Here is a 23,997-nt window from a genome sequence, read left to right on the forward strand (position 1 = left end):
CCTTTACATGACGCCTGCGCGCAGCAGGTCCTGTAAGTTGAATGCGCCGACAGGATGATCGTTTTCGTCGACGACGATCAACGCACCGATCTTGTGATCTTCCATTATTTTCAGTGCTTCGGCTGCGAGCATTTCCGGGCGCGCCGTTTTGCCATGCACAGTCATCACTTCATCGATGGTGGTCAGGCGGATATCGATGGGGCGATCCAGCGTGCGACGCAGGTCGCCGTCAGTGAAGATGCCGGCCAGTCGGCCGTCGGCTTCGAGAATGGCGGTCATGCCCAGACCCTTGCGGGTCATTTCCATCAGCGAATCGCGCAGCAGTGTACCGCGCTGTACCTTGGGCAACTGATCGCCGGTGTGCATTACATGTTCGACCTTGAGCAGCAAGCGTCTGCCCAGTGCGCCGCCGGGGTGGGAGAACGCGAAGTCTTCGGCCGTAAAGCCACGCGCTTCCAGCAGCGCGACCGCCAATGCGTCACCCATTACCAATGCCGCAGTGGTCGATGAGGTTGGTGCCAGATTCAGCGGACAGGCTTCGTGCTCCACCCGGGCGTTGAGGTTGACATCTGCCGCCTTGGCAAGAGTCGACGCCGGATTGCCGGTCAGACTGATCATCTTGATGCCCAGGCGCTTGATCAGCGGCAACAGGGTGACGATTTCTGCCGTGGTGCCCGAGTTGGACAGCGCCAGGATGATGTCTTCGGACGTGATCATACCCATGTCACCGTGGCTGGCTTCGGCCGGGTGAACAAAAAACGAAGTGGTGCCGGTGCTCGCCAGAGTGGCGGCGATTTTCTTGCCGATATGACCGGACTTGCCCATCCCAACCACGACGACCCGGCCTTTACTGGACAGAATCATCTCGCAGGCACGAACGAAATCCGCGTCGATATGGCCGAGCAGGCCTTCAACGGCTTCGATCTCGAGGCGGATAGTGCGTTGTGCTGATTGGATCAGGTCGCTGGATTGGCTCATGTGGAAATTGGTCAGCCTGCTAAAAGGCGGCGATTATAGCGGTAATGTACGAATCCCTCACGTCTGATCGTCGTCCATCGCGGTAATCGTCTCTTTGCTATTACATCTGTGCCCGCGGATGTGCAGGGCATGTCTCAAAATATTACGCCGTTACTCTTTGGTCCGGGTTCGCTATTGGGCGCGCCATACGGCGGTGGTATAGTTCGCCGCTTGTTCGGTCTACCTAGACAGCATGTCGTCCGCAAGAGGCCCGGCAGCTGAGCGTAAGGCTGTATCGCAAGGAGTTTAGATGAGCGCCGATAACGCCTACGCGATCGATTTGAAGGGCGTTTCCTTCAAGCGCGGTACGCGCAGCATCTTCGAAAATATCGATATTCGCATTCCCCGTGGCAAAGTCACCGGCATCATGGGACCTTCGGGCAGCGGCAAGACTACTTTGTTGCGTCTGATGGGTGCCCAGTTGCGGCCCTCGGCAGGCCAGGTGTGGGTCAACGGGCAAAATTTGCCCGAGCTGTCACGCGGCGATCTGTTCGACGCACGCAAGCACATGGGGGTGCTGTTTCAAAGTGGCGCCCTGTTCACGGATCTCGATGTGTTCGAGAACGTGGCATTCCCGCTGCGTGTCCATACCCAGCTGCCGGAAGAAATGATCCGGGACATCGTGCTGCTCAAGTTGCAGGCGGTGGGGTTGCGTGGTGCCCTCGATTTGATGCCTGACGAGCTGTCTGGCGGCATGAAGCGCCGTGTGGCGCTCGCCCGGGCGATTGCGCTCGATCCGCAGATTCTGATGTATGACGAGCCGTTTGTTGGACAGGACCCGATCGCCATGGGGGTTCTGGTTCGGCTGATCAAGCTGCTTAACGACGCATTGGGGATCACCAGTGTCGTGGTTTCCCATGATCTGGACGAGACGGCAAGTATCGCCGATTACCTCTACGTGGTCGGTGACGGGCAGGTATTGGGGCAGGGCACGCCGGATGAATTGATGAACTCGGACAATCCGCGCATTCGCCAATTCATGACCGGCGACCCGGACGGGCCTGTACCGTTTCATTATCCTGCTGCGGATTATCGCGAAGATCTTTTGGGGAAGCGCTGATGCGCAAGAAGTCACTAATGGAGCGGGTTCGCCTGCTGGGGCGAGCTGCAATTGATATTGTCGCAGTGTTCGGTCGCTCAGGAATATTCCTGGTCCACGCCCTGTTCGGTCGCGGTGGCATCAGCGGTGGTTTTCAACTGCTGGTCAAGCAACTGTATTCAGTTGGCGTCATGTCCCTGGCGATTATTGTCGTGTCGGGGATGTTTATCGGCATGGTCTTGTCATTGCAGGGTTACAGCATCCTCGCCAACTACGGCTCCGAGCAGGCTGTCGGGCAAATGGTTGCATTGACGTTGTTGCGTGAACTTGGTCCCGTGGTAACTGCCTTATTGTTCGCCGGTCGTGCGGGTTCCGCATTGACCGCGGAAATCGGCAACATGAAGTCCACTGAGCAGTTGTCCAGTCTGGAGATGATTGGTGTCGATCCGCTCAAATACATCATTGCGCCGCGTCTGTGGGCCGGGTTCATCTCGTTGCCGCTGCTGGCGATGATCTTCAGCGTCGTGGGTATCTGGGGAGGGTCCTGGGTCGCCATCGACTGGCTGGGCGTGTACGAGGGCTCTTTCTGGGCAAACATGCAAAACAGCGTTTCTTTTAGCGGCGATGTGATCAATGGCGTTATCAAGAGCGTCGTATTTGCCTTTGTAGTGACCTGGATTGCCGTGTTCCAGGGTTACGATTGTGAGCCCACTTCAGAGGGGATCAGTCGCGCCACGACCAAAACAGTCGTATATGCCTCGTTGGCCGTACTGGGCCTGGATTTTATTCTGACCGCCTTGATGTTTGGAGATTTCTGATGCAAAACCGCACCATCGAAACCGGTGTCGGCCTTTTCCTGCTGGCCGGGATTTTGGCTCTGCTCCTGCTTGCCCTGCGTGTGAGCGGTCTGAGCGCCAGTGCCGCCACCGACAGCTATAAACTTTATGCGAATTTCGACAATATTGCCGGTTTGACTGTCAGAGCTAAGGTCAGCATGGCGGGCGTCACGATTGGCAAGGTCACGGCGATCGATCTGGATCGCGATACCTTCACAGGTCGCGTGACGATGGAAGTGCAGAAAAAGGTGGATAACCTGCCTATTGATTCCACTGCATCGATCCTGACGGCCGGTTTGCTGGGTGAGAAATATGTGGGTATCAGCGTAGGTGGCGATGAACAGTTGCTCAAGGATGGCAGTACCATCCATGACACCCAGTCGTCCCTGGTGCTGGAAGACCTGATTGGGAAATTCCTGCTCAATACCGTGAGTAAAGACGCTAAATGAGGAGCTTTTACATGATCTCTATCGTGCGCCGTGGTCTGCTGGTGTTGCTGGCATTGTTGCCGATGCTTGCCAATGCTGCCGCCACACCGTCCGCTCATGATCTGGTGGATCGCACCACCAAGGAGTTGTTGAGCGATCTGGCCGCCAACAAAGAGCAATACAAAAGCAATCCGAGCGCCTTCTACGACGCTCTGAACCGGATTGTCGGGCCTGTTGTGGATGCCGACGGCATTTCCAAAAGCATCATGACCGTCAAGTATTCACGTAACGCGTCGCCGGCCCAGATGCAGCGTTTTCAGGAAAACTTCAAGCGCAGCCTGATGCAGTTTTATGGCAACGCGCTGCTGGAATACAACAATCAGGGCATCACCGTTTCCCCTGAGAAGTCCGAAGGTGCTGACCGCACCAGCGTCGACATGCAGGTCAAGGGTAACAATGGCGCTGTATATCCAGTGTCCTACACCCTGGTCAAGCTGGGCGGTGAGTGGAAGGTCCGTAACGTGATCATCAATGGCATCAACATCGGCAAGCTGTTCCGTGACCAGTTCGCTGACTCCATGCAGCGTAATGGCAACAACCTGGACGAGACCATCAATAATTGGGCTGGCGAAGTGGCCAAGGCCAAGGAAGTGACCGCCGACGCTGCTGAAAAGGCTGCCCAATGAGTGAGGCTGCCGTTCGCCTTGGCGCGCCAGGTGAGTTGCAGCTGACGGGCGTGCTGGATTACAGCACTGGTCCTGCCCTGCGCAAACAGGGCGCAGCCCTCATCAGCTCAAGCGAGTTGTCGAGCGTGGTGCTAGATTGCTCCGGGGTCGAAAAATCCAGCAGTGTTGGTCTGGCCCTGTTGCTGGCTTTCATGCGTGACGCGCGTGATGCTGGTAAATCGGTCAGCGTTCGTGCCATGCCTGATGACATGCGCAAGATTGCCCAAGTGTCGGAATTGACAGAGCTGTTTAACCAACACTAATGATTCACAATGAAAGCCCCCCGTCCGGGTCCTGCTATGCGGGGTTCGCTTTGAGTGGGCTTTTTTGTATGATGGCCGACCCGCGCGCGTCGGGCGCCAATCGAGGTTTAGCATGCACGCCGTAGAAGTTAAGAGCTTCCTTGAAGGAAAGCTGCCCGAGATTCAGGTCGAAGTTGAAGGCGAAGGCTGCAACTTCCAACTGAACGTGATCAACGACGAGCTGGCCAGCCTTAGCCCGGTCAAGCGTCAGCAGCAGATCTATGCGCATTTGAACCCCTGGATCGCCGATGGCAGCATCCACGCGGTCACTATGAAATTTTTCAGCCGCGCTGCATGGGCCGAGCGCACCTGAGCCAATTGGCGTCGAGATTCTAATGGATAAACTGATTATTACTGGCGGCGTTCGTCTTGATGGCGAAATCCGCATTTCCGGGGCGAAAAACTCTGCCCTGCCGATTCTTGCCGCGACGTTGCTGGCCGATGGGCCGGTGACGGTGCAAAACCTGCCGCACCTGCACGACATCACCACCATGATCGAGCTGTTCGGTCGCATGGGCATCGAGCCTGTGATCGACGAAAAGCTCAGCGTTGAAATCGACGCCCGCACCATCAAGACTCTGGTCGCACCGTATGAACTGGTTAAAACCATGCGTGCGTCGATTCTGGTGCTCGGTCCAATGGTTGCCCGTTTCGGTGAAGCCGAAGTTGCATTGCCTGGCGGTTGCGCCATTGGTTCGCGTCCGGTCGATCTGCACATCCGTGGCCTTGAAGCCATGGGCGCAGTGATTGACGTGGAAGGCGGCTACATCAAAGCCAAGGCGCCGGAAGGCGGCTTGCGCGGTGCCAACTTCTTCTTCGACACCGTCAGCGTGACCGGTACCGAGAACATCATGATGGCGGCGAGCCTGGCCAATGGCCGCAGCGTTCTGCAGAACGCCGCTCGTGAACCTGAAGTGGTCGATCTCGCCAACTTCCTGATCGCCATGGGGGCCAAGATTCACGGTGCCGGTACTGACACCATCACCATTGATGGCGTTAAGCGTCTGGGTTCAGCGACTTATAAAGTCATGCCGGACCGTATCGAGACCGGTACCTACCTGGTTGCCGCTGCTGCCACTGGCGGCCGCGTCAAGGTCAAGGACACCGATCCAACCATCCTCGAAGCGGTATTGCTCAAGCTTCAGGAAGCCGGTGCTGAAGTCACCAGCGGCGTGGACTGGATCGAGCTGAACATGCACGGCAAGCGGCCCAAGGCCGTTAATGTGCGCACGGCTCCGTATCCGGCGTTCCCGACTGACATGCAGGCGCAGTTCATCTCCCTCAACGCTATTGCCGAAGGCACTGGCGCAGTCATCGAAACCATCTTCGAAAACCGCTTCATGCACGTTTACGAGATGCACCGCATGGGCGCGCAGATTCAGGTCGAAGGCAACACTGCAATCGTCACCGGTACCCAGGTCCTCAAAGGTGCGCCAGTCATGGCAACCGACCTGCGTGCATCAGCCAGCCTGGTTATTTCGGCGTTGGTTGCCCAAGGTGACACGCTGATCGATCGCATTTACCACATAGATCGTGGCTACGAGTGCATCGAAGAAAAACTGCAGATGCTGGGCGCCAAGATCCGTCGCGTTCCGGGCTAGTAAGTCTGTGATCTGCTGCCCGAGGCCGAACCCGGCTTCGGGCAGCACATGATTCGTTTCACCTTGTGCCGCCTTGATCGGGCATGAGGATTTGTTCGGCGCCGCTTGCGTGCGGACAAAAGCTTCCTGATAAGGACTGACGTTTCCCATGTTGACCATCGCATTGTCCAAGGGCCGCATCCTCGACGACACTCTGCCGCTTCTCGCTGAAGCCGGCATCGTGCCTACCGAGAATCCGGACAAGAGCCGCAAGCTGATTATCCCCACGACCCAGCCCGATGTGCGCCTGCTGATCGTGCGTGCCACCGACGTTCCGACCTATGTCGAGCATGGCGCCGCTGACCTGGGTGTTGCTGGTAAAGATGTGCTGATGGAATACACCGGCCAAGGCCTGTACGAGCCACTGGACCTGCAGATCGCCAAGTGCCGGCTGATGACCGCCGGTGCAATCGGCGCTGTCGAGCCGAAAGGCCGCCTGCGGGTGGCGACCAAGTTCGTCAATGTCGCCAAGCGCTACTATGCCGAGCAAGGCCGCCAGGTCGATATCATCAAGCTGTACGGCTCCATGGAGCTGGCACCGCTGATTGGCCTGGCCGACAAGATCATCGACGTGGTGGATACCGGCAACACGCTGCGCGCCAACGGCCTTGAGCCTCAGGAGCTGATCGCGACCATCAGCTCGCGTCTGGTGGTCAACAAAGCTTCCATGAAAATGCAGCACGCTCGTATCCAGTCGCTCATCGACACCCTGCGCAATGCAGTGGAGTCTCGACACCGCGGCTGACTTACCCGCGCGGCCTTGAGTCGCGCCCGTCTATCCGCCTCATAGCCAGAATTCTCAGGTGCCCAAGCGGATCGACTGCTAGTTTAGGGCGCCTGAGTTTTTGCCATTCCTATGAGGCTCTCGCTATGACCGCACCGACTGCAATTCGCCGACTCAACGCTGCTGACCCGGATTTCGCACATCATCTGGATCATCTGCTGAGCTGGGAAAGTGTGTCTGACGATTCGGTCAACGAGCGTGTGCTCGACATCATCAAGGCCGTACGCGAGCGTGGCGACGCAGCACTGGTGGAGTTCACTCAGCGCTTCGATGGTTTGCAGGTCGACTCCATGGCTGATCTGATTCTGCCTCGTGCCCGCCTCGAACTGGCCCTGACACGTATTACGCCGGAGCAGCGCGAAGCACTGGAAAAGGCCGCGGATCGTGTGCGTATGTATCACGAGCGCCAGAAGCAGGACTCCTGGACCTACACCGAAGCGGATGGCACCGTGCTGGGCCAGAAGGTCACGCCGCTGGATCGCGCTGGCCTGTACGTGCCGGGCGGCAAGGCTTCGTATCCGTCTTCCGTCTTGATGAACGCCATTCCGGCGAAAGTCGCCGGAGTCACCGAAGTGGTGATGGTGGTGCCGACTCCCCGTGGTGAGTTGAACGAGCTGGTACTGGCTGCAGCCTGTATTGCCGGGGTTGACCGAGTGTTCACCATCGGCGGCGCACAGGCGGTTGCCGCGTTAGCTTACGGCACCGAAAGCGTGCCGCGTGTCGATAAGGTCGTGGGCCCGGGCAACATCTATGTCGCGACAGCCAAGCGCCACGTGTTTGGCCAAGTGGGCATCGACATGATCGCCGGCCCATCGGAGATTCTGGTGGTGTGCGATGGCCAGACTGATCCGGACTGGATTGCCATGGACCTGTTTTCCCAGGCCGAGCATGACGAAGACGCCCAGGCAATTCTGGTCAGCCCGGATGCCGAGTTCCTCGACAAAGTAGCCGCCAGCATCGCCAAGCTGATGCCGACCCTGGAGCGTGCGGAAATTATCGACAAGTCGATCAATGGCCGTGGCGCGCTGATCAAGGTTGCTGACATGCAGCAGGCCATCGAGGTCGCCAACCGCATTGCTCCGGAGCACCTGGAGCTGTCGGTCGCCGACCCCGAGACCTGGCTGCCGCAGATCCGCCACGCCGGTGCGATCTTTATGGGGCGCCACACCAGCGAAGCGCTGGGCGACTATTGCGCCGGTCCCAACCACGTCCTGCCGACCTCCGGCACAGCGCGCTTTTCCTCGCCGCTGGGCGTTTACGATTTCCAGAAGCGTTCGTCGATCATCTACTGTTCGCAGCAGGGTGCATCGGAGCTGGGCAAAACTGCATCGGTACTGGCTCGCGGTGAATCACTGACTGCGCACGCGCGCAGCGCCGAGTACCGCATCATTGATAGCAAAGGGCAGGGGAAATAAGCATGAGTAAGTTCTGGAGTCCTTTCGTCAACGGTCTGGTGCCCTACGTGCCGGGCGAACAGCCCAAGCTGACCAGACTGACCAAGCTCAACACCAACGAAAATCCCTACGGTCCATCGCCCAAAGCTCTGGCTGCGATGCGCGCCGAGCTGACCGACGATCTGCGGCTGTATCCGGATCCGAACGGCGATCTGCTCAAGCAGGCGGTGGCTGATTATTACGACGTGAAGCCCAATCAGGTCTTCCTCGGCAACGGTTCTGATGAAGTCCTGGCCCACGCTTTCAATGCGTTCTTCCAGCACGGCAAACCGCTGCTGTTCCCGGATATCAGCTACAGCTTCTATCCGGTGTATTGCGGGCTATATGGCATCGACTATGAGGCTATCGCGCTGGACGAGCAGTTCCAGATCCGCGTAGAAGACTACGCCAAACCTAACGGCGGGATCATTTTCCCCAACCCGAATGCACCGACCGGTTGCGTTGTGGGCCTGGAGGCTGTTGAGGCGATGCTCAAGGCCAGCCCTGACTCCGTGGTGATTGTCGACGAAGCCTATATCGACTTCGGTGGCGAGACTGCGATCAGCCTGGTGGGTCGTTATCCCAACCTGCTGGTAACCCAGACGCTTTCCAAGTCCCGCTCGTTGGCGGGTCTGCGGGTCGGTTTGGCAGTGGGCCATCCTGATCTGATCGAGGCCCTGGAGCGAGTGAAGAACAGCTTCAACTCCTATCCTCTGGATCGTCTGGCGATTGTCGGCGCGGCGGCGGCGTTTGAGGATCGCGAGCACTTTGACGTCACGCGCAAGGCCGTCATCGCCAGTCGTGAAGCCTTGACGCTTGAGTTACAGGCCAAAGGTTTTGAAGTGCTGCCATCAGCAGCCAACTTCATCTTCGCCCGTCACCCGCAACACGATGCAGCAGGCATTGCCGCGAAGCTGCGTGAGCAGGGCGTGATCGTTCGTCACTTCAAGCAAGAGCGAATCGCTCAGTTCCTGCGCATCAGCATTGGTACGCCGGAGCAGAATCAGGCGTTGCTGGATGGGTTGGTGGGGTTGTAACACCCCGAATATGACGTGGGACCGGCTTTAGCCGGGAAGAGGCCAGTGCAGTTGACATATTCGTACCGTCAGAAATGCCCCCTTCCCGGCTAAAGCCGGTCCCACGACATCAAGTCTTAGCTGTATGCAGCTTTAATCACTGCTCCTCAACCGGCACCGCCGCAGGCGCCGGCGGCGGGCGCAGGCCGACTTCTGCACTGAGCTTCATTTCCTTGCCGTTGCGCATGACCTGAATGTCGATCTTGTCAGTCGGTCGGGCGCGGGCCACCTGGTTCATCGAGCGGCGGCCATCACCGGCCGGTTCGCCATTGATGCTCAGGATCACATCACCTAGCTGCAATCCGGCTTTCTGCGCCGGACCATCGCGGAAAATCCCTGCTACGACGATGCCCGGGCGATCCTTCAGACCGAAGGACTCAGCCAGCTCCTGGGTCAGAGGTTGAACTTCGATACCCAGCCAGCCACGAATGACCTGGCCATGCTCGATGATCGACTTCATGACGTCCATGGCCAGCTTGGTCGGAATCGCAAAGCCGATGCCTTGTGAGCCGCCGGACTTGGAGAAAATCGCCGTGTTGATCCCGGTCAGGTTGCCATTGGCGTCGACCAGTGCACCACCGGAGTTGCCTGGATTGATCGCCGCGTCGGTCTGGATGAAGTCCTCATAAGTGTTCAGGCCCAGCTGGTTACGGCCGGTGGCGCTGATAATGCCCATGGTCACGGTCTGGCCGACCCCGAACGGGTTGCCGATTGCCAGCGCAACGTCACCGATGCGGATGGCGTCGGATCGGCCAATCGTAATGGCGGGAATATTTTTAAGATCGATCTTCAATACCGCCAGGTCAGTCTCCGGGTCGCTGCCGATCACCCGGGCGATGGTCTCCCGGCCGTCCTTGAGGGCGACAACTATCTGGTCAGCGCCAGTAGTCACATGGTTATTGGTGAGAATGTAGCCCTCGGGGCTCATGAGAACGCCTGAGCCGAGGCTGGATTCCATGCGTTTCTGTTTCGGCAGGTTGTCGCCAAAGAAACGCCGAAATTGTGGATCTTCAAACAGCGGGCGGGCGGTCTTGTTCACCATCTTGGTGGTGTACAGGTTAACCACCGCCGGGGCCGCCATGCTGACGGCATCCGCATAGGACACCGGGCCCTGCTGGACACTGGTGGTCTGCGGTGCCTGTTGCAGGTTGACGTCCAGACTTGGCAGGCCGACCAGCTCCGGAAAGCGCTGGATAACCAGTAGAGCGATGAGCACGCCGGCCAGCAATGGCCAACCGAAAAACCGCAGTGCCTTGAGCATTTAGCGAATCCTGAAAGTAAATCCGGCGCTGCGGCCGGTTGCCCATCTGCGCCATAATGGGCGGCATTATACGAGCACTTTGGGTCGTGTCTCGTAAATTAAGAACTTGTGAAGCGAACGTCTATCCAAGACAGTCCCCGTCAGCTCTAAACCAATCATCAGGAGTCTTTTATGGCTGTTGCGCTCAGCACTCTGGTAGAAGAAGCCGATCGTTATCTGGGCAGTTCGCGCATCCAGGATTATTGCCCCAACGGCCTGCAGGTCGAAGGCCGGCCGCAGGTCATGCGCATCGTCAGCGGCGTAACCGCCAGCCAGGCGTTGCTGGATGCTGCGGTCGAAGCGCAGGCGGACCTGATCCTGGTGCACCACGGTTATTTCTGGAAAGGCGAAAACCCTTGCGTCACCGGGATGAAGCAGCGACGCCTGAAAACTCTGCTCAAACATGACATCAGCCTGCTGGCTTATCACTTGCCCCTGGATGTGCATCCGGATGTCGGCAACAACGTGCAGTTGGCTCGTCAGTTGGATATCACGGTCGAAGGTCCGCTTGATCCTGATAACGCTCGCATCGTTGGGTTGGTGGGCTCGTTGAGTGAGCCGCTGATGCCCCGTGATTTTGCTCGTCGTGTGCAAGAGGTATTGGGTCGCGAGCCGCTGTTGATCGAAGGCACCGAGATGATTCGTCGTGTGGGCTGGTGCACCGGCGGCGGCCAGGGCTACATCGATCAGGCGGTTCTGGCCGGAGTCGATCTGTTTCTCAGTGGCGAAGCGTCGGAACAGACCGTTCACAGCGCACGGGAGAACGGCATCAGCTTTATCGCCGCCGGTCACCACGCAACGGAGCGTTATGGCGTGCAAGCACTGGGCGACTATCTGGCCCGGCGGTTTGCTCTCGAACACTTGTTCATCGATTGCCCCAATCCGGTCTGAGTACCCAAACGAGGGGGTATATCCATAGAGCGTTTCGATCTAACCAGCCTCCTGAATAGAAGCAGTTGCTGTGCTAGAGTGCCGCCTCGAACACGGCCCGCTGGCCGTCCCGGGCGTTGTCCGGTCTAAAACGAATGTAATCCGTGAGTAACCATGGTCGATAAACTGACGCATCTGAAACAGCTGGAGGCGGAAAGCATCCACATCATCCGCGAGGTCGCCGCCGAGTTTGATAACCCGGTGATGCTGTACTCCGTCGGTAAAGACTCCGCCGTCATGCTCCACCTGGCGCGCAAGGCGTTCTTCCCGGGCAAACTGCCGTTCCCGGTGATGCACGTCGACACTCGCTGGAAATTCCAGGAAATGTACCGTTTTCGTGACCAGATGGTTAAGGAAATGGGCTTGGACCTGATCGTCCACGTTAACCCGGACGGCGTGGCCCAAGGCATCAATCCGCTGACCCACGGTAGCTCCAAGCACACTGACATCATGAAGACCGAAGGTCTCAAGCAGGCCCTGGACAAGTACGGCTTCGATGCCGCGTTCGGTGGCGCGCGTCGTGATGAAGAAAAATCCCGCGCCAAAGAGCGTGTGTACTCCTTCCGCGACAGCAAGCACCGCTGGGACCCGAAGAACCAGCGTCCCGAGCTTTGGAACGTCTACAACGGCAACGTCAACAAAGGCGAGTCGATTCGGGTGTTCCCGCTGTCCAACTGGACTGAGCTGGACATCTGGCAGTACATCTACCTGGAAGGCATCCCGATTGTCCCGCTGTACTTCGCCGCCGAGCGCGATGTCATCGAGATGAACGGCACCTGGATCATGATCGACGACGATCGCCTGCTTAACCACCTTAGCGATGAGGACAAGGCGCGCATCGTCAAGAAGAAAGTCCGCTTCCGTACGCTTGGCGACTACCCGTTGACGGGTGCAGTCGAGTCCGAAGCCATCAGCCTCACTGACATCATTCAGGAAATGCTGCTGACGCGAACTTCTGAACGCCAGGGCCGGGTCATCGATCACGATGGCGCAGGGTCGATGGAAGAAAAGAAACGTCAGGGTTATTTCTAAAGAGCAGCTGCAAGCGGCAAGCTGCAAGTGAATCAAAAGCAGACGATCGAAATGGATTTCGAGAAACTCTTGGATTGGCAAAGAGCCAAGGCGTTGGCGGTCAACCTTCACAAGGAGATGGCTTCCTGTCCCGATTTGGCTTTCAGGAGTCAGATTTCGCGCTCTGGGCTGTCGGTACCGAGCAATATCGCGGAAGGTATGGAGCGTTTTACTGCGAAGGGAAAGTGCCTTTTTTTGGATTGCGAAGGCGTCCTGCGGCGAACTGAGAACTCAGCTCATTATTGGTTGTGAAATTGGTTACATCGCTGAGCCACTTGCAGCAGCCTGGATTATCGAAACCCGTGAGCTTTCAAAAATGCTTTGCGGGCTGATCAACAAAATTTCTGACTAGCTGTACGCCGACAAGCTTACCGCTTGAAGCTTACAGCTTGGAGCTCGAATGAAATGAGTCACGCATCTGATTTGATCAGCGAGGACATCCTCGCCTATCTGGGCCAGCACGAACGCAAGGAAATGCTGCGCTTTCTTACCTGTGGCAACGTCGATGACGGCAAGAGCACGCTGATCGGGCGTCTGCTGCACGACTCCAAGATGATCTACGAAGATCACCTGGAAGCCATCACCCGCGATTCGAAGAAATCCGGCACTACCGGCGATGATGTCGACCTGGCTCTGCTGGTCGACGGTTTGCAGGCCGAGCGTGAGCAGGGCATCACCATCGATGTTGCCTACCGTTATTTCTCTACCGCCAAGCGCAAGTTCATCATTGCCGATACCCCGGGCCATGAGCAGTACACCCGCAACATGGCCACCGGCGCGTCGACCTGTGACCTGGCGATCATCCTGGTGGATGCCCGTTACGGCGTGCAAACCCAGACCCGCCGCCACAGCTACATTGCGTCGCTGCTGGGCATCAAGCACATCGTGGTCGCTATCAACAAGATGGACCTCAATGGCTTCGATGAAAGCGTCTTCGAGTCGATCAAGTCCGATTACCTGAAATTCGCCGACGGCATCGCCTTTAAACCGACCACCATGGCGTTTGTGCCAATGTCGGCACTCAAAGGCGACAACGTCGTGAACAAGAGCGAACGTTCGCCTTGGTACACCGGGCAGTCGCTGATGGAAATCCTCGAAACTGTCGAGATCGCCAACGACCGCAACTACACCGACATGCGTTTCCCGGTGCAGTACGTGAACCGTCCAAACCTGAATTTCCGCGGCTTCGCCGGCACCCTGGCCAGCGGCATCGTGCACAAGGGCGATGAAATCGTCGTGTTGCCTTCGGGCAAGAGCAGCCGCGTGAAATCCATCGTCACCTTTGAAGGTGAGCTGGAAAACGCCGGGCCAGGTCAGGCCGTAACCCTGACCATGGAAGACGAAATCGATATCTCCCGTGGCGATTTGCTGGTTCATGCCGACAACGTTCCACAGGTGACTGACGCTTTCGACGCCATGCTGGTCTGGATGGCTGAAGAACCGATGCTGCCGGGCAAGAAATACGACATCAAGCGCGCCACCAGCTATGTGCCGGGCTCGATTGCCAGCATCACTCATCGGGTTGATGTGAATACTCTGGCTGAAGGGCCTGCCAGCTCTCTTGGCCTCAACGAGATTGGTCGCGTCAAGATCAGCCTCGATTCGGCCATCGCCCTGGACGGTTACGACAGCAATCGCACCACGGGTTCTTTCATCGTTATTGATCGCTTGACCAACGGCACTGTGGCGGCGGGCATGATCATCGCCAAACCGGTCGGTGGCGCAAGTGCCAGTCACCATGGTGAGCTGGCGCACGTCGCGACTGAAGAGCGCGCACAGCGTTTCGGTCAGCAACCGGCCACTGTGCTGTTCAGCGGTCTATCTGGCGCTGGCAAGAGCACCCTGGCCTATGCGGTCGAGCGCAAGCTGTTCGACATGGGGCGCGCTGTTTATGTGCTTGATGGTCAGAATCTGCGTCACGACCTGAACAAAGGTCTGCCTCAGGATCGCGCCGGTCGTACTGAAAACTGGCGTCGTGCCGCTCACGTTGCGCGTCAGTTCAACCAGGCTGGCCTGATTACCCTGGCAGCGTTCGTTGCGCCAGATGCTGAAGGCCGCGAGCAAGCCAAGTCGCTGATTGGTGCTGATCGTCTGCTGACGGTCTACGTTCAGGCGTCCCCAGCTGCCTGCCGCGCTCGTGATCCACAAGGCCTCTACGCTGCTGACGGCGACAACATCCCGGGCGAGTCCTTCCCGTACGATGTTCCGCTTAATGCCGACCTGGTCGTCGACACCCAGTCGCTAAACCTGGAAGACAGCGTCAAGCAAGTGCTGGAACTGCTGCGCAGCCACGGCGCGATCTAAGCCTCATCTGCTGCAAATAAAAACCCGCCAGAGCTGGCGGGTTTTTTTATTGTCGACATGGCAAGCCCGTAGGAGCGCGCTTGCCCGCGATAATGTCGCCTTGGTTCTGCAGGCATACAACGTCATCGTTCATCGCGAGCAGGCTCAGCTCCTGCAACAGATCACCAATCCCGTGGGAGCGAATTCATTCGCGAAGAGGCCGGTACATCCGACGCATTTTTATGGGGCTTGATATTGCTTTCGCGAATAAATTCGCACACAGATCCGAGGTCTGACAGGGCTAATGTCTTTCTAGAGGCCTTGCAGGCAAACATTGAATTCCCCGCAGGGATCTGATCTGTTATAGCAGTGGGGATTGCACTAGACCGTGCCCGCGAATGAAGCGCAGCGGTGTGTCAGATGTACCGAGTCATCGTTCTTCGCGAGCAAACTCGGCTCCCACAGAATCCGGCAAACACAAAAAAGCCCGCCATTCTCAAGGAGTGGCGGGCTTTTTCACTACCAGTCGCTTACGGCTTTTTCAGGCCGTAATGCTCGTCGAGCATGCCTGGAGCGTTGGGGGTCTTGGGCGCGTAGTCTTTCGGCGCTTCGGTGCTGCGCGGTGGCGTCAGGCGATCACGCTGGATCTGGTTGGCTTCCGGGTGCAGAGCCGCCAGCAGGCGTTGGCGGGTCTGTTCGTCAGTCGCCAGACGGTTGGCGCCTTCGGCAAGGTGTTCCTGTACGTCCTGGTAGCTCTGAGAGAGCTTCTGGACCAGATTGGCCGTGCTGTTGAAGTGAGTGACCACCTCGTTCTGATAGTTATCAAAACGCTCCTGAACGTCATCCAGCTGGCGCTGTGTTCCGTTGGGGGCAGCGTTGGGCAGCAAACGCGCCACCGCAAATCCGATGACGACACCGACAACCAGTGCAATGGTCGGCAACAACCAAACTAAGAGCGAGAGTTCCACGAGTCCTTCCTCTATAAACGGCTTTGCTTTACGTTAACGGCTCGAACCTGCTCTGTATACCGTGACACGCTCACGGATACGCTATTGGCAGACAATCAGCTAGACGAGTCGACCCATTGCGAGGTCACGGAGTTCATTCTTGCTCATGCGCGAAACACCTGTATTGATCGATGGCCCGGTGGGTCAACTTGAAGCGCTTTATCTGGATCTGCCCCATGCGACGGGCCTGGCCTTGATTTGCCATCCTAATCCGATCCAGGGCGGCACCATGCTCAACAAGGTCGTTTCGACCCTACAGCGTACTGCTCGCGACGCAGGTCTGATCACATTGCGTTTCAATTATCGTGGTGTGGGTGCCAGTGCCGGTACTTCCGAAGCCGGTGCCGGGGAAGTCGAAGACGCCCAGGCTGTGGCGCGCTGGTTTCTGGAAAAACATCCCGACCTGCCGTTGACCCTGTTTGGCTTTTCCTTCGGTGGTTTCGTCGCCGCAAGCCTCGGCGGACGTCTGGAAGCAGCAGGTCAGAAGCTTGGCCACCTGTTCATGGTCGCGCCTGCGGTCATGCGACTGAATGCGCAAAACCCGCTGCCGCAGAGCTGCCCGCTGACCGTGATCCAGCCGGAAACCGATGAAGTGGTCGATCCGCAACTGGTTTACGACTGGTCCGCCGCGTTGCCACGCCCACATGAGCTGCTGAAAGTGGCAGAATGCGGACACTTTTTTCACGGCAAGCTGACCGATCTGAAGGATCTGGTCATGCCGCGCCTTTCGAATTGATCACAGCACCATAAGCGACCCGCCATGACCACTCGTATCCTGACCGGTATCACCACCACCGGCACGCCACACCTTGGCAACTACGCGGGCGCGATTCGCCCGGCCATCGTTGCCAGCCGCCAGAGCGATGCTGATTCGTTCTACTTTCTGGCTGACTATCACGCCTTGATCAAATGCGATGACCCGCTGCGCATTCAGCGTTCGCGTCTGGAAATCGCTGCGACCTGGCTGGCTGCTGGCCTGGATGTGGAGCGCGTGACTTTCTATCGCCAGTCCGACATCCCGGAAATCACCGAGCTGACCTGGCTGCTGACTTGCGTGGCGGCCAAGGGCTTGCTCAATCGTGCCCACGCTTACAAAGCGTCGGTGGACAAGAATGTCGAGACCGGCGAAGACCCGGACGCGGGCGTTACCATGGGCTTGTACAGCTATCCGGTGCTGATGGCTGCGGACATCCTGATGTTCAACGCGCACAAAGTCCCGGTCGGTCGCGATCAGATCCAGCACGTGGAAATGGCTCGGGACATCGGCCAGCGCTTTAACCACCTGTTCGGCAAAGGCAAAGAGTTTTTCGTGATGCCGGAAGCCCTGATCGAGGAAAGCGTTGCGACGCTGCCAGGTCTGGATGGGCGCAAGATGTCGAAAAGCTACGACAACACCATCCCGTTGTTCAGCAGCAGCAAAGACATGAAAGACGCCATCTCGCGGATCGTCACCGACTCCAAAGCGCCGGGCGAAGCCAAGGATCCTGATAACTCGCACTTGTTCACCCTTTATTCGGCCTTTGCCACACCGGAACAGAACGCTGAGTTCCGTTCCGAGCTGTTGCAGGGTCTCGGCTGGGGCGAGGCGAAGAATCGTCTGTTCACCCTGCTGGACAGTGAACTGGGCGAGGCTCGGGAAAGCTATCACCGCTTCATTGAGCGTCCGGCCGATCTGGAAGACATCCTGCTGGCAGGCGCCGAAAAAGCCCGCAAAGTCGCCACTCCGTTTCTGGGCGAGCTACGCGAAGCTGTTGGCCTGCGCTCGTTCCGCAGCAGCGTGCAAGTCGCCGACACCGGCAAGAAAAAAGCCGCCAAGGGCGCACGCTTTGTCAGCTTCCGCGAAGAGGACGGTAGTTTCCGCTTTCGATTGCTGGCGGCCGACGGCGAGCAACTGTTGCTGTCCCGTAATTTTGCCGACGGCAAGGCCGCAGGCGCTGTCAGCAAACAGCTGCAGCAGGGCGGCGAGTTGGACATTCGCAGCGAGGCAGACAGCTTCACTGTCTGGCTTGATGGCCAATGCGTGGCAGACAGTCCGCCATTCGCCGATGCATCTACCCGTGATGCAGCCATCGAAAGCCTCAAGTCGGCCCTTGCGCCACTGCAGGATTGATTGCCAATCCGTCGGGCCGTCGCTACAGTGACGGCCCGTTTTTGTTGCCTTGCTAGCGAATATGACCCCTCTAGAACGATACCAAGCTGATCTGAAACGCCCTGACTTCTTTCATGATGCGGCGCAGGAAACTGCTGTGCGTCATTTGCAGCGTCTCTATGACGATCTGGTAGCTGCCAGCCAGAGCAAGCCGGGCATGTTCGGCAAGCTGTTCGGCAAGAAAGAACAGGCCCCGGTCAAGGGTTTGTACTTCTGGGGGGGCGTGGGCCGGGGTAAGACTTACCTGGTTGATACGTTCTTCGAAGCCCTGCCATTCCAGGACAAAGTCCGTACTCACTTCCACCGCTTCATGAAGCGCGTGCACGAAGAGATGAAGACCCTCAAGGGCGAGCGCAACCCGCTCACGATCATCGCCAAGCGGTTTTCCGATGAGGCGCGGGTGATTTGTTTTGATGAGTTTTTCGTTTCGGACATCACCGATGCAATGATCCTTGGCACCCTGATGGAAGAACTGTTCAAGAACGGCGTGACCCTGGTCGCGACCTCGAACATCGTTCCTGATGGATTGTACAAAGATGGTTTGCAGCGTGCGCGCTTCCTGCCTGCCATTGCCCTGATCAAGCAGAATACTGAAATCGTCAACGTCGACAGTGGCGTGGATTATCGTCTGCGTCACCTTGAACAGGCCGAGTTGTTCCACTTCCCGCTGGACGAAGCCGCTCAGGAAAGCCTGCGCAAAAGCTTCAAGGCACTAACGCCGGACTGCGCTCAGACCATCGAAAATGACGTGCTGATGGTCGAGAACCGTGAGATTCGTGCGTTGCGCACCTGTGATGACGTGGCCTGGTTCGACTTCCGCGAACTGTGCGACGGCCCGCGTAGCCAGAACGACTACATCGAACTCGGCAAGATCTACCACGCCGTGCTGCTCAGTGGCGTCGAACAGATGAGCGTCACCACCGACGACATCGCCCGACGCTTCATCAACATGGTCGACGAATTCTACGACCGCAACGTCAAGCTGATCATCTCTGCTGAAGTCGAACTGAAGGATCTGTACACCGGCGGACGTCTGAACTTCGAATTCCAGCGGACCTTGAGCCGGTTGCTGGAGATGCAGTCCCACGAGTTCTTGTCTCGCGCGCACAAACCTTAGCAGCTGCGATCCCTGTAGGAGCGCGCTTGCCCGCGATAGCGATCTGTCAGATGTCCATTTATTGACTGACCTGACGCTATCGCGGGCAAGCGCGCTCCTACGACTGTTTCGCAGCTAGGCCGCCTGCTGAAACTGCTGCCGATACTGGTTCGGCGACAGCTCCGTATGCTGACGAAACAGCCTGGCGAAGAAGCTGGCGTCGTCATAGCCCACTTCGTAGCTGATGGTCTTGATGCTCTTGCGAGTGCCGGATAACAAGCCCTTGGCCGTCTCGATGCGTAGCCGTTGCAGGTAGTGCAGTGGCTTGTCGCCGGTGGCGGACTGGAAGCGACGCATGAAATTACGGATGCTCATGCCGTGCTCCCGCGCAACATCCTCGAAGCGGAACTTGTCGGCAAAGTGCTCCTCCAGCCAGTGCTGAATCTGCAAGATAACCACATCCTGATGCAGTTTCTGACCGCCAAACCCCATGCGGCCGGGCGAATAGTTGCGCTGCACTTCGTAGAGAATGTCCCGGGCTACCGTTTGTGCAACGTTGGCGCCGCAGAAGCGTTCAATCAGATAAATGTAAAGATCACAGGCTGAAGTAGTCCCGCCCGCACAGTAAAGATTGTCAGCGTCTGTCAGGTGTTTCTCCTGATTGAGCAGAATCTTTGGAAAGCGCTCGCTGAATTCGCTGAAATATCGCCAGTAAGTTGTGGCTTCCTTACCGTCCAGCAATCCGGCCTCGGCCAACCAGAAAACCCCGCTGGCTTCGCCGCAGAGCACGGCACCGTTGGCGTGCTGCTGACGCAGCCAGGGGATCACTTGCGGATAACGTTCGCGCACATTGTCAAAGTCATCCCAGAATGCCGGGATCACGATCACATCGCTCTGGCCGAGGGTACCGTCTACCGGCAGGACCACTTCACTGAAACTGGTCACGGGCTTGCCGTCCGGGCTGACCAGCCGGGTTTCGAATGCGGGCTTGCGGCCCTGGCCCAGCTGTTTGCTGTAGCGCAGGCTGGCGATATGGAAAAAATCCTTGGCTTGCATGAGCGTGGATGCGAACACCCCGTCGATGGCCAGGATACTGACGCGCCGCAAAGGCACGGAGACTTGGGTCGGCATATTCTTTTGTTCTTTTATTGTTATGCGGAAAAGGGGAAAGCGGTCAGATAGCGGCTGGATCGTCTTATTTTTTGTCGGATGTGTCCAGTGTCCTCGCACGCTTGAGGGGCATAGGCTTGGACCAGTCCCGACCTTTCCCCATCCAGAGGTGGCAGATGATTCCCAGAACCCTATTCAGCCTGGAGCATGAGCTGTTCCGCGAGAGTGTGCGCAAGTTCCTTGAGCGCGAGGCCGCGCCATTTCATGGGCAGTGGGAAAAACAGGGTTATATCGATCGTCAGCTCTGGAGCAAAGCGGGGGAGCAGGGGTTGCTGTGCTCACATCTGCCTGAAGAGTACGGCGGTATGGCGGTGGACTTTCTCTATAGCGCAATTGTGATCGAAGAGATCAGTCGCCTTGGTCTGACCGGAATCGGCTTCTCACTGCACTCGGACATCGTCGCGCCCTACATTCTGCATTACGGCAGTGAAGCGCTGAAGCAAAAATACCTGCCAAAACTGATAGCCGGCGAGTGCGTCACGGCAATCGCCATGACCGAGCCAGGTGCAGGCTCGGACTTGCAAGGCGTGAAGACCACCGCAGTGCTGGATGGCGATGAGTATGTGATCAACGGCTCCAAGACCTTCATCACCAACGGTTATCTGGCTGATCTGGTGATTGTTGTCGCCAAGACCGACCCAAAGGCTGGCGCTAAAGGCACCAGCCTGTTTCTGATCGAAGCCGGCACGCCAGGCTTTGCCAAGGGGAAACGGCTGGAAAAAGTGGGGATGAAGGCCCAGGACACCTCGGAGCTGTTCTTTCAGGACGTGCGCGTTCCCAAGGACAACTTGCTGGGGCAGGCGGGGATGGGCTTTGCCTATCTGATGCAGGAATTGCCTCAGGAGCGGTTGACGGTGGCTATCGGCGCGATCTCTGCTGCTGAAGCCGCATTGCAATGGACCCTGGATTACACCCGCGAGCGCAAAGCCTTCGGTCAAGCGATTGCGGATTTTCAGAACACCCGTTTCAAACTGGCCGAAATTGCCACTGAAGTGCAGATTGGCCGGGTCTTTCTCGATCGCTGCCTGGAGCTGCACCTGCAGGGTAAGCTGGATGTCCCGACCGCCGCCATGGCCAAGTACTGGGCCACAGATCTGCAATGCAAAGTGCTCGACGAATGCGTGCAACTGCACGGCGGCTACGGCTTCATGTGGGAATACCCGATTGCCCGCGCCTGGGCGGATGCGCGAGTGCAGCGTATTTACGCGGGGACCAACGAAATCATGAAAGAGATTATTGCCCGGAGTTTGTGAGGGGGGCTTGTTGGAGCGAGGCTTGCCCCCGATGAGGCTGGACGCGGTTCACTTTAGAACTGCGTTGCTCTTATCGCGGGCAAGCCTCGTTCCAACAAATTACCGCTTACGGCGCAGGATTCGGATGATCCTTATGGATCGCCTCAATCCCGGCCAGTACCTCCTCCGACAATTTCAGCTCGAAACTGGCGATGTTGCTGTCCAGTTGCTCCAGCGTGGTGGCACCAATAATGTTGCTGGTGACGAATGGCTGGCGAGTGACAAAGGCCAGTGCCATTTGCGCCGGGTCCAGGCCATGTTCGCGGGCCAGGGCAACGTAGCGCGCACACGCGGCTTCCGATTGCGGGTTGAAGTAGCGGGTGAAGCGGCTGTATAGACTCAGGCGACCCTTGGGTGGACGGGCTCCGCCTTCGTACTTGCCGGACAGCATGCCGAACGCCAATGGCGAATAGGCCAGCAGCCCGCATTGCTCACGTATGGCCACTTCAGCCAGGCCCACTTCAAAGCTGCGGTTGAGCAGGTTGTAAGGGTTCTGGATTGACACCGCACGCGGCCAGCCACGGCTCTCGGCCAATTGCAGGAACTTCATGGTGCCCCACGGCGTTTCGTTGGACAGGCCAATGTGGCGAATCTTGCCCGCTTTGACTTGTTCGTCCAGCGCTTCGAGGGTTTCTTCCAGCGGGGTGAATTCTTCTTCGGTGTGGGTATAGCCAAGTTTGCCGAAGAAATTGGTGCTGCGTTCCGGCCAGTGCAACTGGTAGAGGTCGAGGTAGTCGGTTTGCAGGCGCGCCAGGCTGGCGTCCAGTGCGGCAACGATGTGCTCGCGGTTGTGTTTCAGGCTGCCGCCACGAATGTGCTCAATGGCGTTGCCTGGGCCGGCGATCTTGCTGGCGAGGATCCAGTCGGCGCGATCACCCTGCTTCTTGAACCAGTTGCCGATGACTTTTTCAGTGCTGGCGTAAGTTTCTGGTTTCGGCGGGACTGGATACATCTCGGCGGTGTCGAGGAAATTGATCCCCGCGGATTTGGCGCGTTCGATCTGGGCAAAGCCTTCAGACTCGCTGTTTTGCTCGCCCCAGGTCATGGTGCCGAGGCAGATGGCACTGACTTTCAGGTCTGTTCTGCCGAGTTGGCGGTAATCCATTTGCGTCTCCTTTATTGGGAGATCCATAAAAGCAGGTTGAAATTTATTTCGCAATCCGCATAATCCGCCGGCTCTTTGCGGTGGAAGTGATGCTCCATCCGCCGAGAAACATCTTGCCGTATGACAGATGCGCCGACCCGAGCCCTCGGCAGCGTCTTTATGCCGGCTGCCTTTGACATGCTGCTTGTCAAAGTACGATCTATTCAGTAAGATCCGCCGTCTCAATTTATCAGGGCGGCCCCTGAGGCTAAATAATGAAAACTTATACTGCTAAACCGGAAACAGTTCAGCGCGAGTGGTTCGTAGTCGATGCTGCTGGTCAGACCCTCGGTCGTCTGGCTACAGAAATCGCTAGCCGTCTGCGTGGCAAACACAAGCCGGAATACACTCCGCACGTTGACACCGGTGACTACATCGTTGTTATCAACGCTGAGCAAATCCGCGTTACCGGTGCTAAAACCACCGACAAAATCTACTACTCTCACTCCGGTTTTCCGGGCGGGATCAAGTCGATCAACTTTGAAAAGCTGATCGCCAAAGCTCCTGAGCGCGTGCTCGAGACCGCGGTTAAAGGCATGCTGCCTAAGAACCCGCTGGGTCGCGACATGTATCGTAAGCTGAAAGTCTATGCGGGCACTGCACACCCTCATACTGCTCAGCAGCCCCAAGAACTGAAGTTTTAACGGAATAGTTCATTATGTCGGCTACTCAAAATTACGGCACCGGCCGTCGCAAAACCGCAACCGCTCGCGTTTTCCTGCGTCCAGGTACCGGTAACATCTCCATCAACAACCGTTCGCTGGACAATTTCTTCGGTCGCGAAACTGCCCGCATGGTAGTTCGTCAGCCGCTGGAACTGACTGAGACTGTCGAGAAGTTCGACATCTACGTCACCGTCATCGGCGGTGGTGTAAGTGGTCAAGCTGGCGCAATCCGCCACGGTATCACTCGCGCTCTGATGCAGTACGACGAAACCCTGCGTGGCGCTCTGCGCAAAGCTGGCTTCGTTACTCGCGACGCCCGTGAAGTTGAACGTAAGAAAGTCGGTCTGCGTAAAGCGCGTAAGCGTCCGCAGTACTCGAAGCGTTAATTCGCACTTCGTTCAAAAAGAACGCCCAGCCTCCTCACGGAGCTGGGCGTTTTTTTGTGGGCGTCTATTATACATGTGACAACGTGACTCATTCCGCGAAAGCCCTGATTTACAGGGGTTGTGGCTTTTCGGCAAAAGTAATTCCCTTGTACTTTGAAGGGTTTCTATTTACCATTCGGCAAAATTTAGACATATAAATTTTTATTTAACTAGACGCCTGATTA

24 protein-coding genes and 1 pseudogene are annotated in these 23,997 nt (G+C 57.5%); 20 read left to right on the forward strand and 5 right to left on the reverse strand.

The window, feature by feature from the left end; all coding sequences use genetic code 11:
* Positions 1-3 precede the first annotated feature (3 nt).
* Complete coding sequence (locus IV01_RS09545) at positions 4-978, reverse strand: KpsF/GutQ family sugar-phosphate isomerase (protein WP_032629622.1); 975 nt, start codon at positions 976-978, stop codon at positions 4-6.
* Positions 979-1,267: 289 nt separating this feature from the next.
* Here IV01_RS09545 and IV01_RS09540 point away from each other — a divergent pair, with 289 nt between their 5' ends.
* The 10 genes from IV01_RS09540 to hisC all read left to right on the forward strand — a co-directional run bounded on the left by IV01_RS09540 (position 1,268) and on the right by hisC (position 9,241).
* A complete protein-coding gene (locus IV01_RS09540; RefSeq protein ID WP_032629624.1) occupies positions 1,268-2,077 on the forward strand; it encodes an ATP-binding cassette domain-containing protein in 810 nt (269 codons plus the stop codon).
* Entirely contained in the window at positions 2,077-2,874 is a 798-nt protein-coding gene (mlaE, locus tag IV01_RS09535; RefSeq protein ID WP_032629625.1) for a lipid asymmetry maintenance ABC transporter permease subunit MlaE, read from the forward strand. The genes IV01_RS09540 and mlaE overlap by 1 nt, the downstream gene beginning before the upstream one ends.
* Positions 2,874-3,341, forward strand: coding sequence for an outer membrane lipid asymmetry maintenance protein MlaD (gene mlaD, locus IV01_RS09530; RefSeq protein ID WP_032629626.1), 468 nt, complete (start codon positions 2,874-2,876; stop codon positions 3,339-3,341). Before mlaE ends, mlaD begins: the two co-directional genes overlap by 1 nt.
* Positions 3,342-3,352: 11 nt before the next feature.
* Complete coding sequence (locus IV01_RS09525) at positions 3,353-4,006, forward strand: MlaC/ttg2D family ABC transporter substrate-binding protein (protein WP_032629628.1); 654 nt, start codon at positions 3,353-3,355, stop codon at positions 4,004-4,006.
* Positions 4,003-4,308, forward strand: coding sequence for an STAS domain-containing protein (locus tag IV01_RS09520; RefSeq protein WP_032629629.1), 306 nt, complete (start codon positions 4,003-4,005; stop codon positions 4,306-4,308). The genes IV01_RS09525 and IV01_RS09520 overlap by 4 nt, the downstream gene beginning before the upstream one ends.
* Positions 4,309-4,420: 112 nt before the next feature.
* Positions 4,421-4,660 (forward strand): BolA family protein, encoded by a 240-nt coding sequence (locus tag IV01_RS09515; protein WP_032629631.1) that lies wholly within the window; start codon positions 4,421-4,423, stop codon positions 4,658-4,660.
* A gap of 22 nt (positions 4,661-4,682) precedes the next feature.
* Positions 4,683-5,948, forward strand: coding sequence for a UDP-N-acetylglucosamine 1-carboxyvinyltransferase (murA, locus tag IV01_RS09510; protein WP_032629632.1), 1,266 nt, complete (start codon positions 4,683-4,685; stop codon positions 5,946-5,948).
* Positions 5,949-6,096: 148 nt separating this feature from the next.
* Entirely contained in the window at positions 6,097-6,732 is a 636-nt protein-coding gene (hisG, locus tag IV01_RS09505) for an ATP phosphoribosyltransferase (protein WP_032629633.1), read from the forward strand.
* Between the two features lie 125 nt (positions 6,733-6,857).
* On the forward strand, positions 6,858-8,186 hold the full coding sequence (gene hisD, locus IV01_RS09500; RefSeq protein WP_032629634.1) for a histidinol dehydrogenase: 1,329 nt from the start codon (positions 6,858-6,860) through the stop codon (positions 8,184-8,186).
* Between the two features lie 2 nt (positions 8,187-8,188).
* A complete protein-coding gene (gene hisC, locus IV01_RS09495) occupies positions 8,189-9,241 on the forward strand; it encodes a histidinol-phosphate transaminase (RefSeq protein WP_032629637.1) in 1,053 nt (350 codons plus the stop codon).
* Positions 9,242-9,377: 136 nt separating this feature from the next.
* On the opposite strand, the gene algW is transcribed toward hisC, so the two are convergent.
* Positions 9,378-10,541 carry a Do family serine endopeptidase AlgW gene (gene algW, locus IV01_RS09490; protein WP_032629638.1) on the reverse strand — a complete coding sequence of 388 codons (1,164 nt, stop codon included), beginning with the start codon at positions 10,539-10,541 and terminating at the stop codon, positions 9,378-9,380.
* 171 nt (positions 10,542-10,712) lie between these two features.
* Here algW and IV01_RS09485 point away from each other — a divergent pair, with 171 nt between their 5' ends.
* The 4 genes and pseudogenes from IV01_RS09485 (at position 10,713) to cysN (ending at position 14,885) form a co-directional block, all read left to right on the forward strand.
* Complete coding sequence (locus tag IV01_RS09485) at positions 10,713-11,471, forward strand: Nif3-like dinuclear metal center hexameric protein (RefSeq protein ID WP_032629640.1); 759 nt, start codon at positions 10,713-10,715, stop codon at positions 11,469-11,471.
* A gap of 153 nt (positions 11,472-11,624) precedes the next feature.
* Positions 11,625-12,542 carry a sulfate adenylyltransferase subunit CysD gene (cysD, locus tag IV01_RS09480; RefSeq protein ID WP_032629641.1) on the forward strand — a complete coding sequence of 306 codons (918 nt, stop codon included), beginning with the start codon at positions 11,625-11,627 and terminating at the stop codon, positions 12,540-12,542.
* 51 nt (positions 12,543-12,593) lie between these two features.
* Positions 12,594-12,933, forward strand: a pseudogene (locus IV01_RS0125245) (four helix bundle protein).
* 53 nt (positions 12,934-12,986) lie between these two features.
* A complete protein-coding gene (gene cysN / locus IV01_RS09475; protein WP_032629643.1) occupies positions 12,987-14,885 on the forward strand; it encodes a sulfate adenylyltransferase subunit CysN in 1,899 nt (632 codons plus the stop codon).
* Positions 14,886-15,394: 509 nt separating this feature from the next.
* Here cysN and IV01_RS09470 read toward each other — a convergent pair.
* On the reverse strand, positions 15,395-15,832 hold the full coding sequence (locus tag IV01_RS09470; RefSeq protein WP_032629644.1) for a YhcB family protein: 438 nt from the start codon (positions 15,830-15,832) through the stop codon (positions 15,395-15,397).
* A 145-nt stretch (positions 15,833-15,977) separates the two neighbouring features.
* On the opposite strand from IV01_RS09470, the gene IV01_RS09465 reads away from it, so the two are divergent.
* The 3 genes from IV01_RS09465 (at position 15,978) to zapE (ending at position 19,137) form a co-directional block, all read left to right on the forward strand.
* Positions 15,978-16,607, forward strand: coding sequence for an alpha/beta hydrolase (locus IV01_RS09465; protein WP_032629645.1), 630 nt, complete (start codon positions 15,978-15,980; stop codon positions 16,605-16,607).
* A gap of 24 nt (positions 16,608-16,631) precedes the next feature.
* A complete protein-coding gene (locus IV01_RS09460) occupies positions 16,632-17,981 on the forward strand; it encodes a tryptophan--tRNA ligase (protein WP_032629646.1) in 1,350 nt (449 codons plus the stop codon).
* A 61-nt stretch (positions 17,982-18,042) separates the two neighbouring features.
* The gene (zapE, locus tag IV01_RS09455; RefSeq protein ID WP_032629648.1) at positions 18,043-19,137 is read left to right on the forward strand and encodes a cell division protein ZapE; all 1,095 of its coding nucleotides are present in this window, start codon (positions 18,043-18,045) and stop codon (positions 19,135-19,137) included.
* 114 nt (positions 19,138-19,251) lie between these two features.
* Here zapE and IV01_RS09450 read toward each other — a convergent pair whose 3' ends face one another.
* Positions 19,252-20,148 carry a GlxA family transcriptional regulator gene (locus tag IV01_RS09450; protein WP_195758795.1) on the reverse strand — a complete coding sequence of 299 codons (897 nt, stop codon included), beginning with the start codon at positions 20,146-20,148 and terminating at the stop codon, positions 19,252-19,254.
* Positions 20,149-20,402: 254 nt separating this feature from the next.
* Between IV01_RS09450 and IV01_RS09445 the strand changes: the two genes are divergently transcribed.
* Positions 20,403-21,539 (forward strand): acyl-CoA dehydrogenase family protein, encoded by a 1,137-nt coding sequence (locus IV01_RS09445; protein WP_032629650.1) that lies wholly within the window; start codon positions 20,403-20,405, stop codon positions 21,537-21,539.
* A gap of 106 nt (positions 21,540-21,645) precedes the next feature.
* Here IV01_RS09445 and IV01_RS09440 read toward each other — a convergent pair whose 3' ends face one another.
* Positions 21,646-22,683: an NADP(H)-dependent aldo-keto reductase gene (locus IV01_RS09440; RefSeq protein WP_032629651.1), complete on the reverse strand. Its 1,038-nt coding sequence runs from the start codon at positions 22,681-22,683 to the stop codon at positions 21,646-21,648.
* Positions 22,684-22,937: 254 nt separating this feature from the next.
* On the opposite strand from IV01_RS09440, the gene rplM reads away from it, so the two are divergent.
* Both rplM and rpsI read left to right on the forward strand, forming a co-directional pair.
* Positions 22,938-23,366, forward strand: a complete 429-nt coding sequence (gene rplM, locus IV01_RS09435) for a 50S ribosomal protein L13 (RefSeq protein ID WP_032629652.1) — start codon at positions 22,938-22,940, stop codon at positions 23,364-23,366.
* Between the two features lie 14 nt (positions 23,367-23,380).
* Positions 23,381-23,773, forward strand: a complete 393-nt coding sequence (rpsI, locus tag IV01_RS09430) for a 30S ribosomal protein S9 (protein WP_002555064.1) — start codon at positions 23,381-23,383, stop codon at positions 23,771-23,773.
* The last annotated feature ends 224 nt before the right edge of the window (positions 23,774-23,997 follow it).

Source organism: Pseudomonas syringae (genome assembly GCF_000737245.1).
GTDB classification, from domain to species: domain Bacteria; phylum Pseudomonadota; class Gammaproteobacteria; order Pseudomonadales; family Pseudomonadaceae; genus Aquipseudomonas; species Aquipseudomonas syringae_J.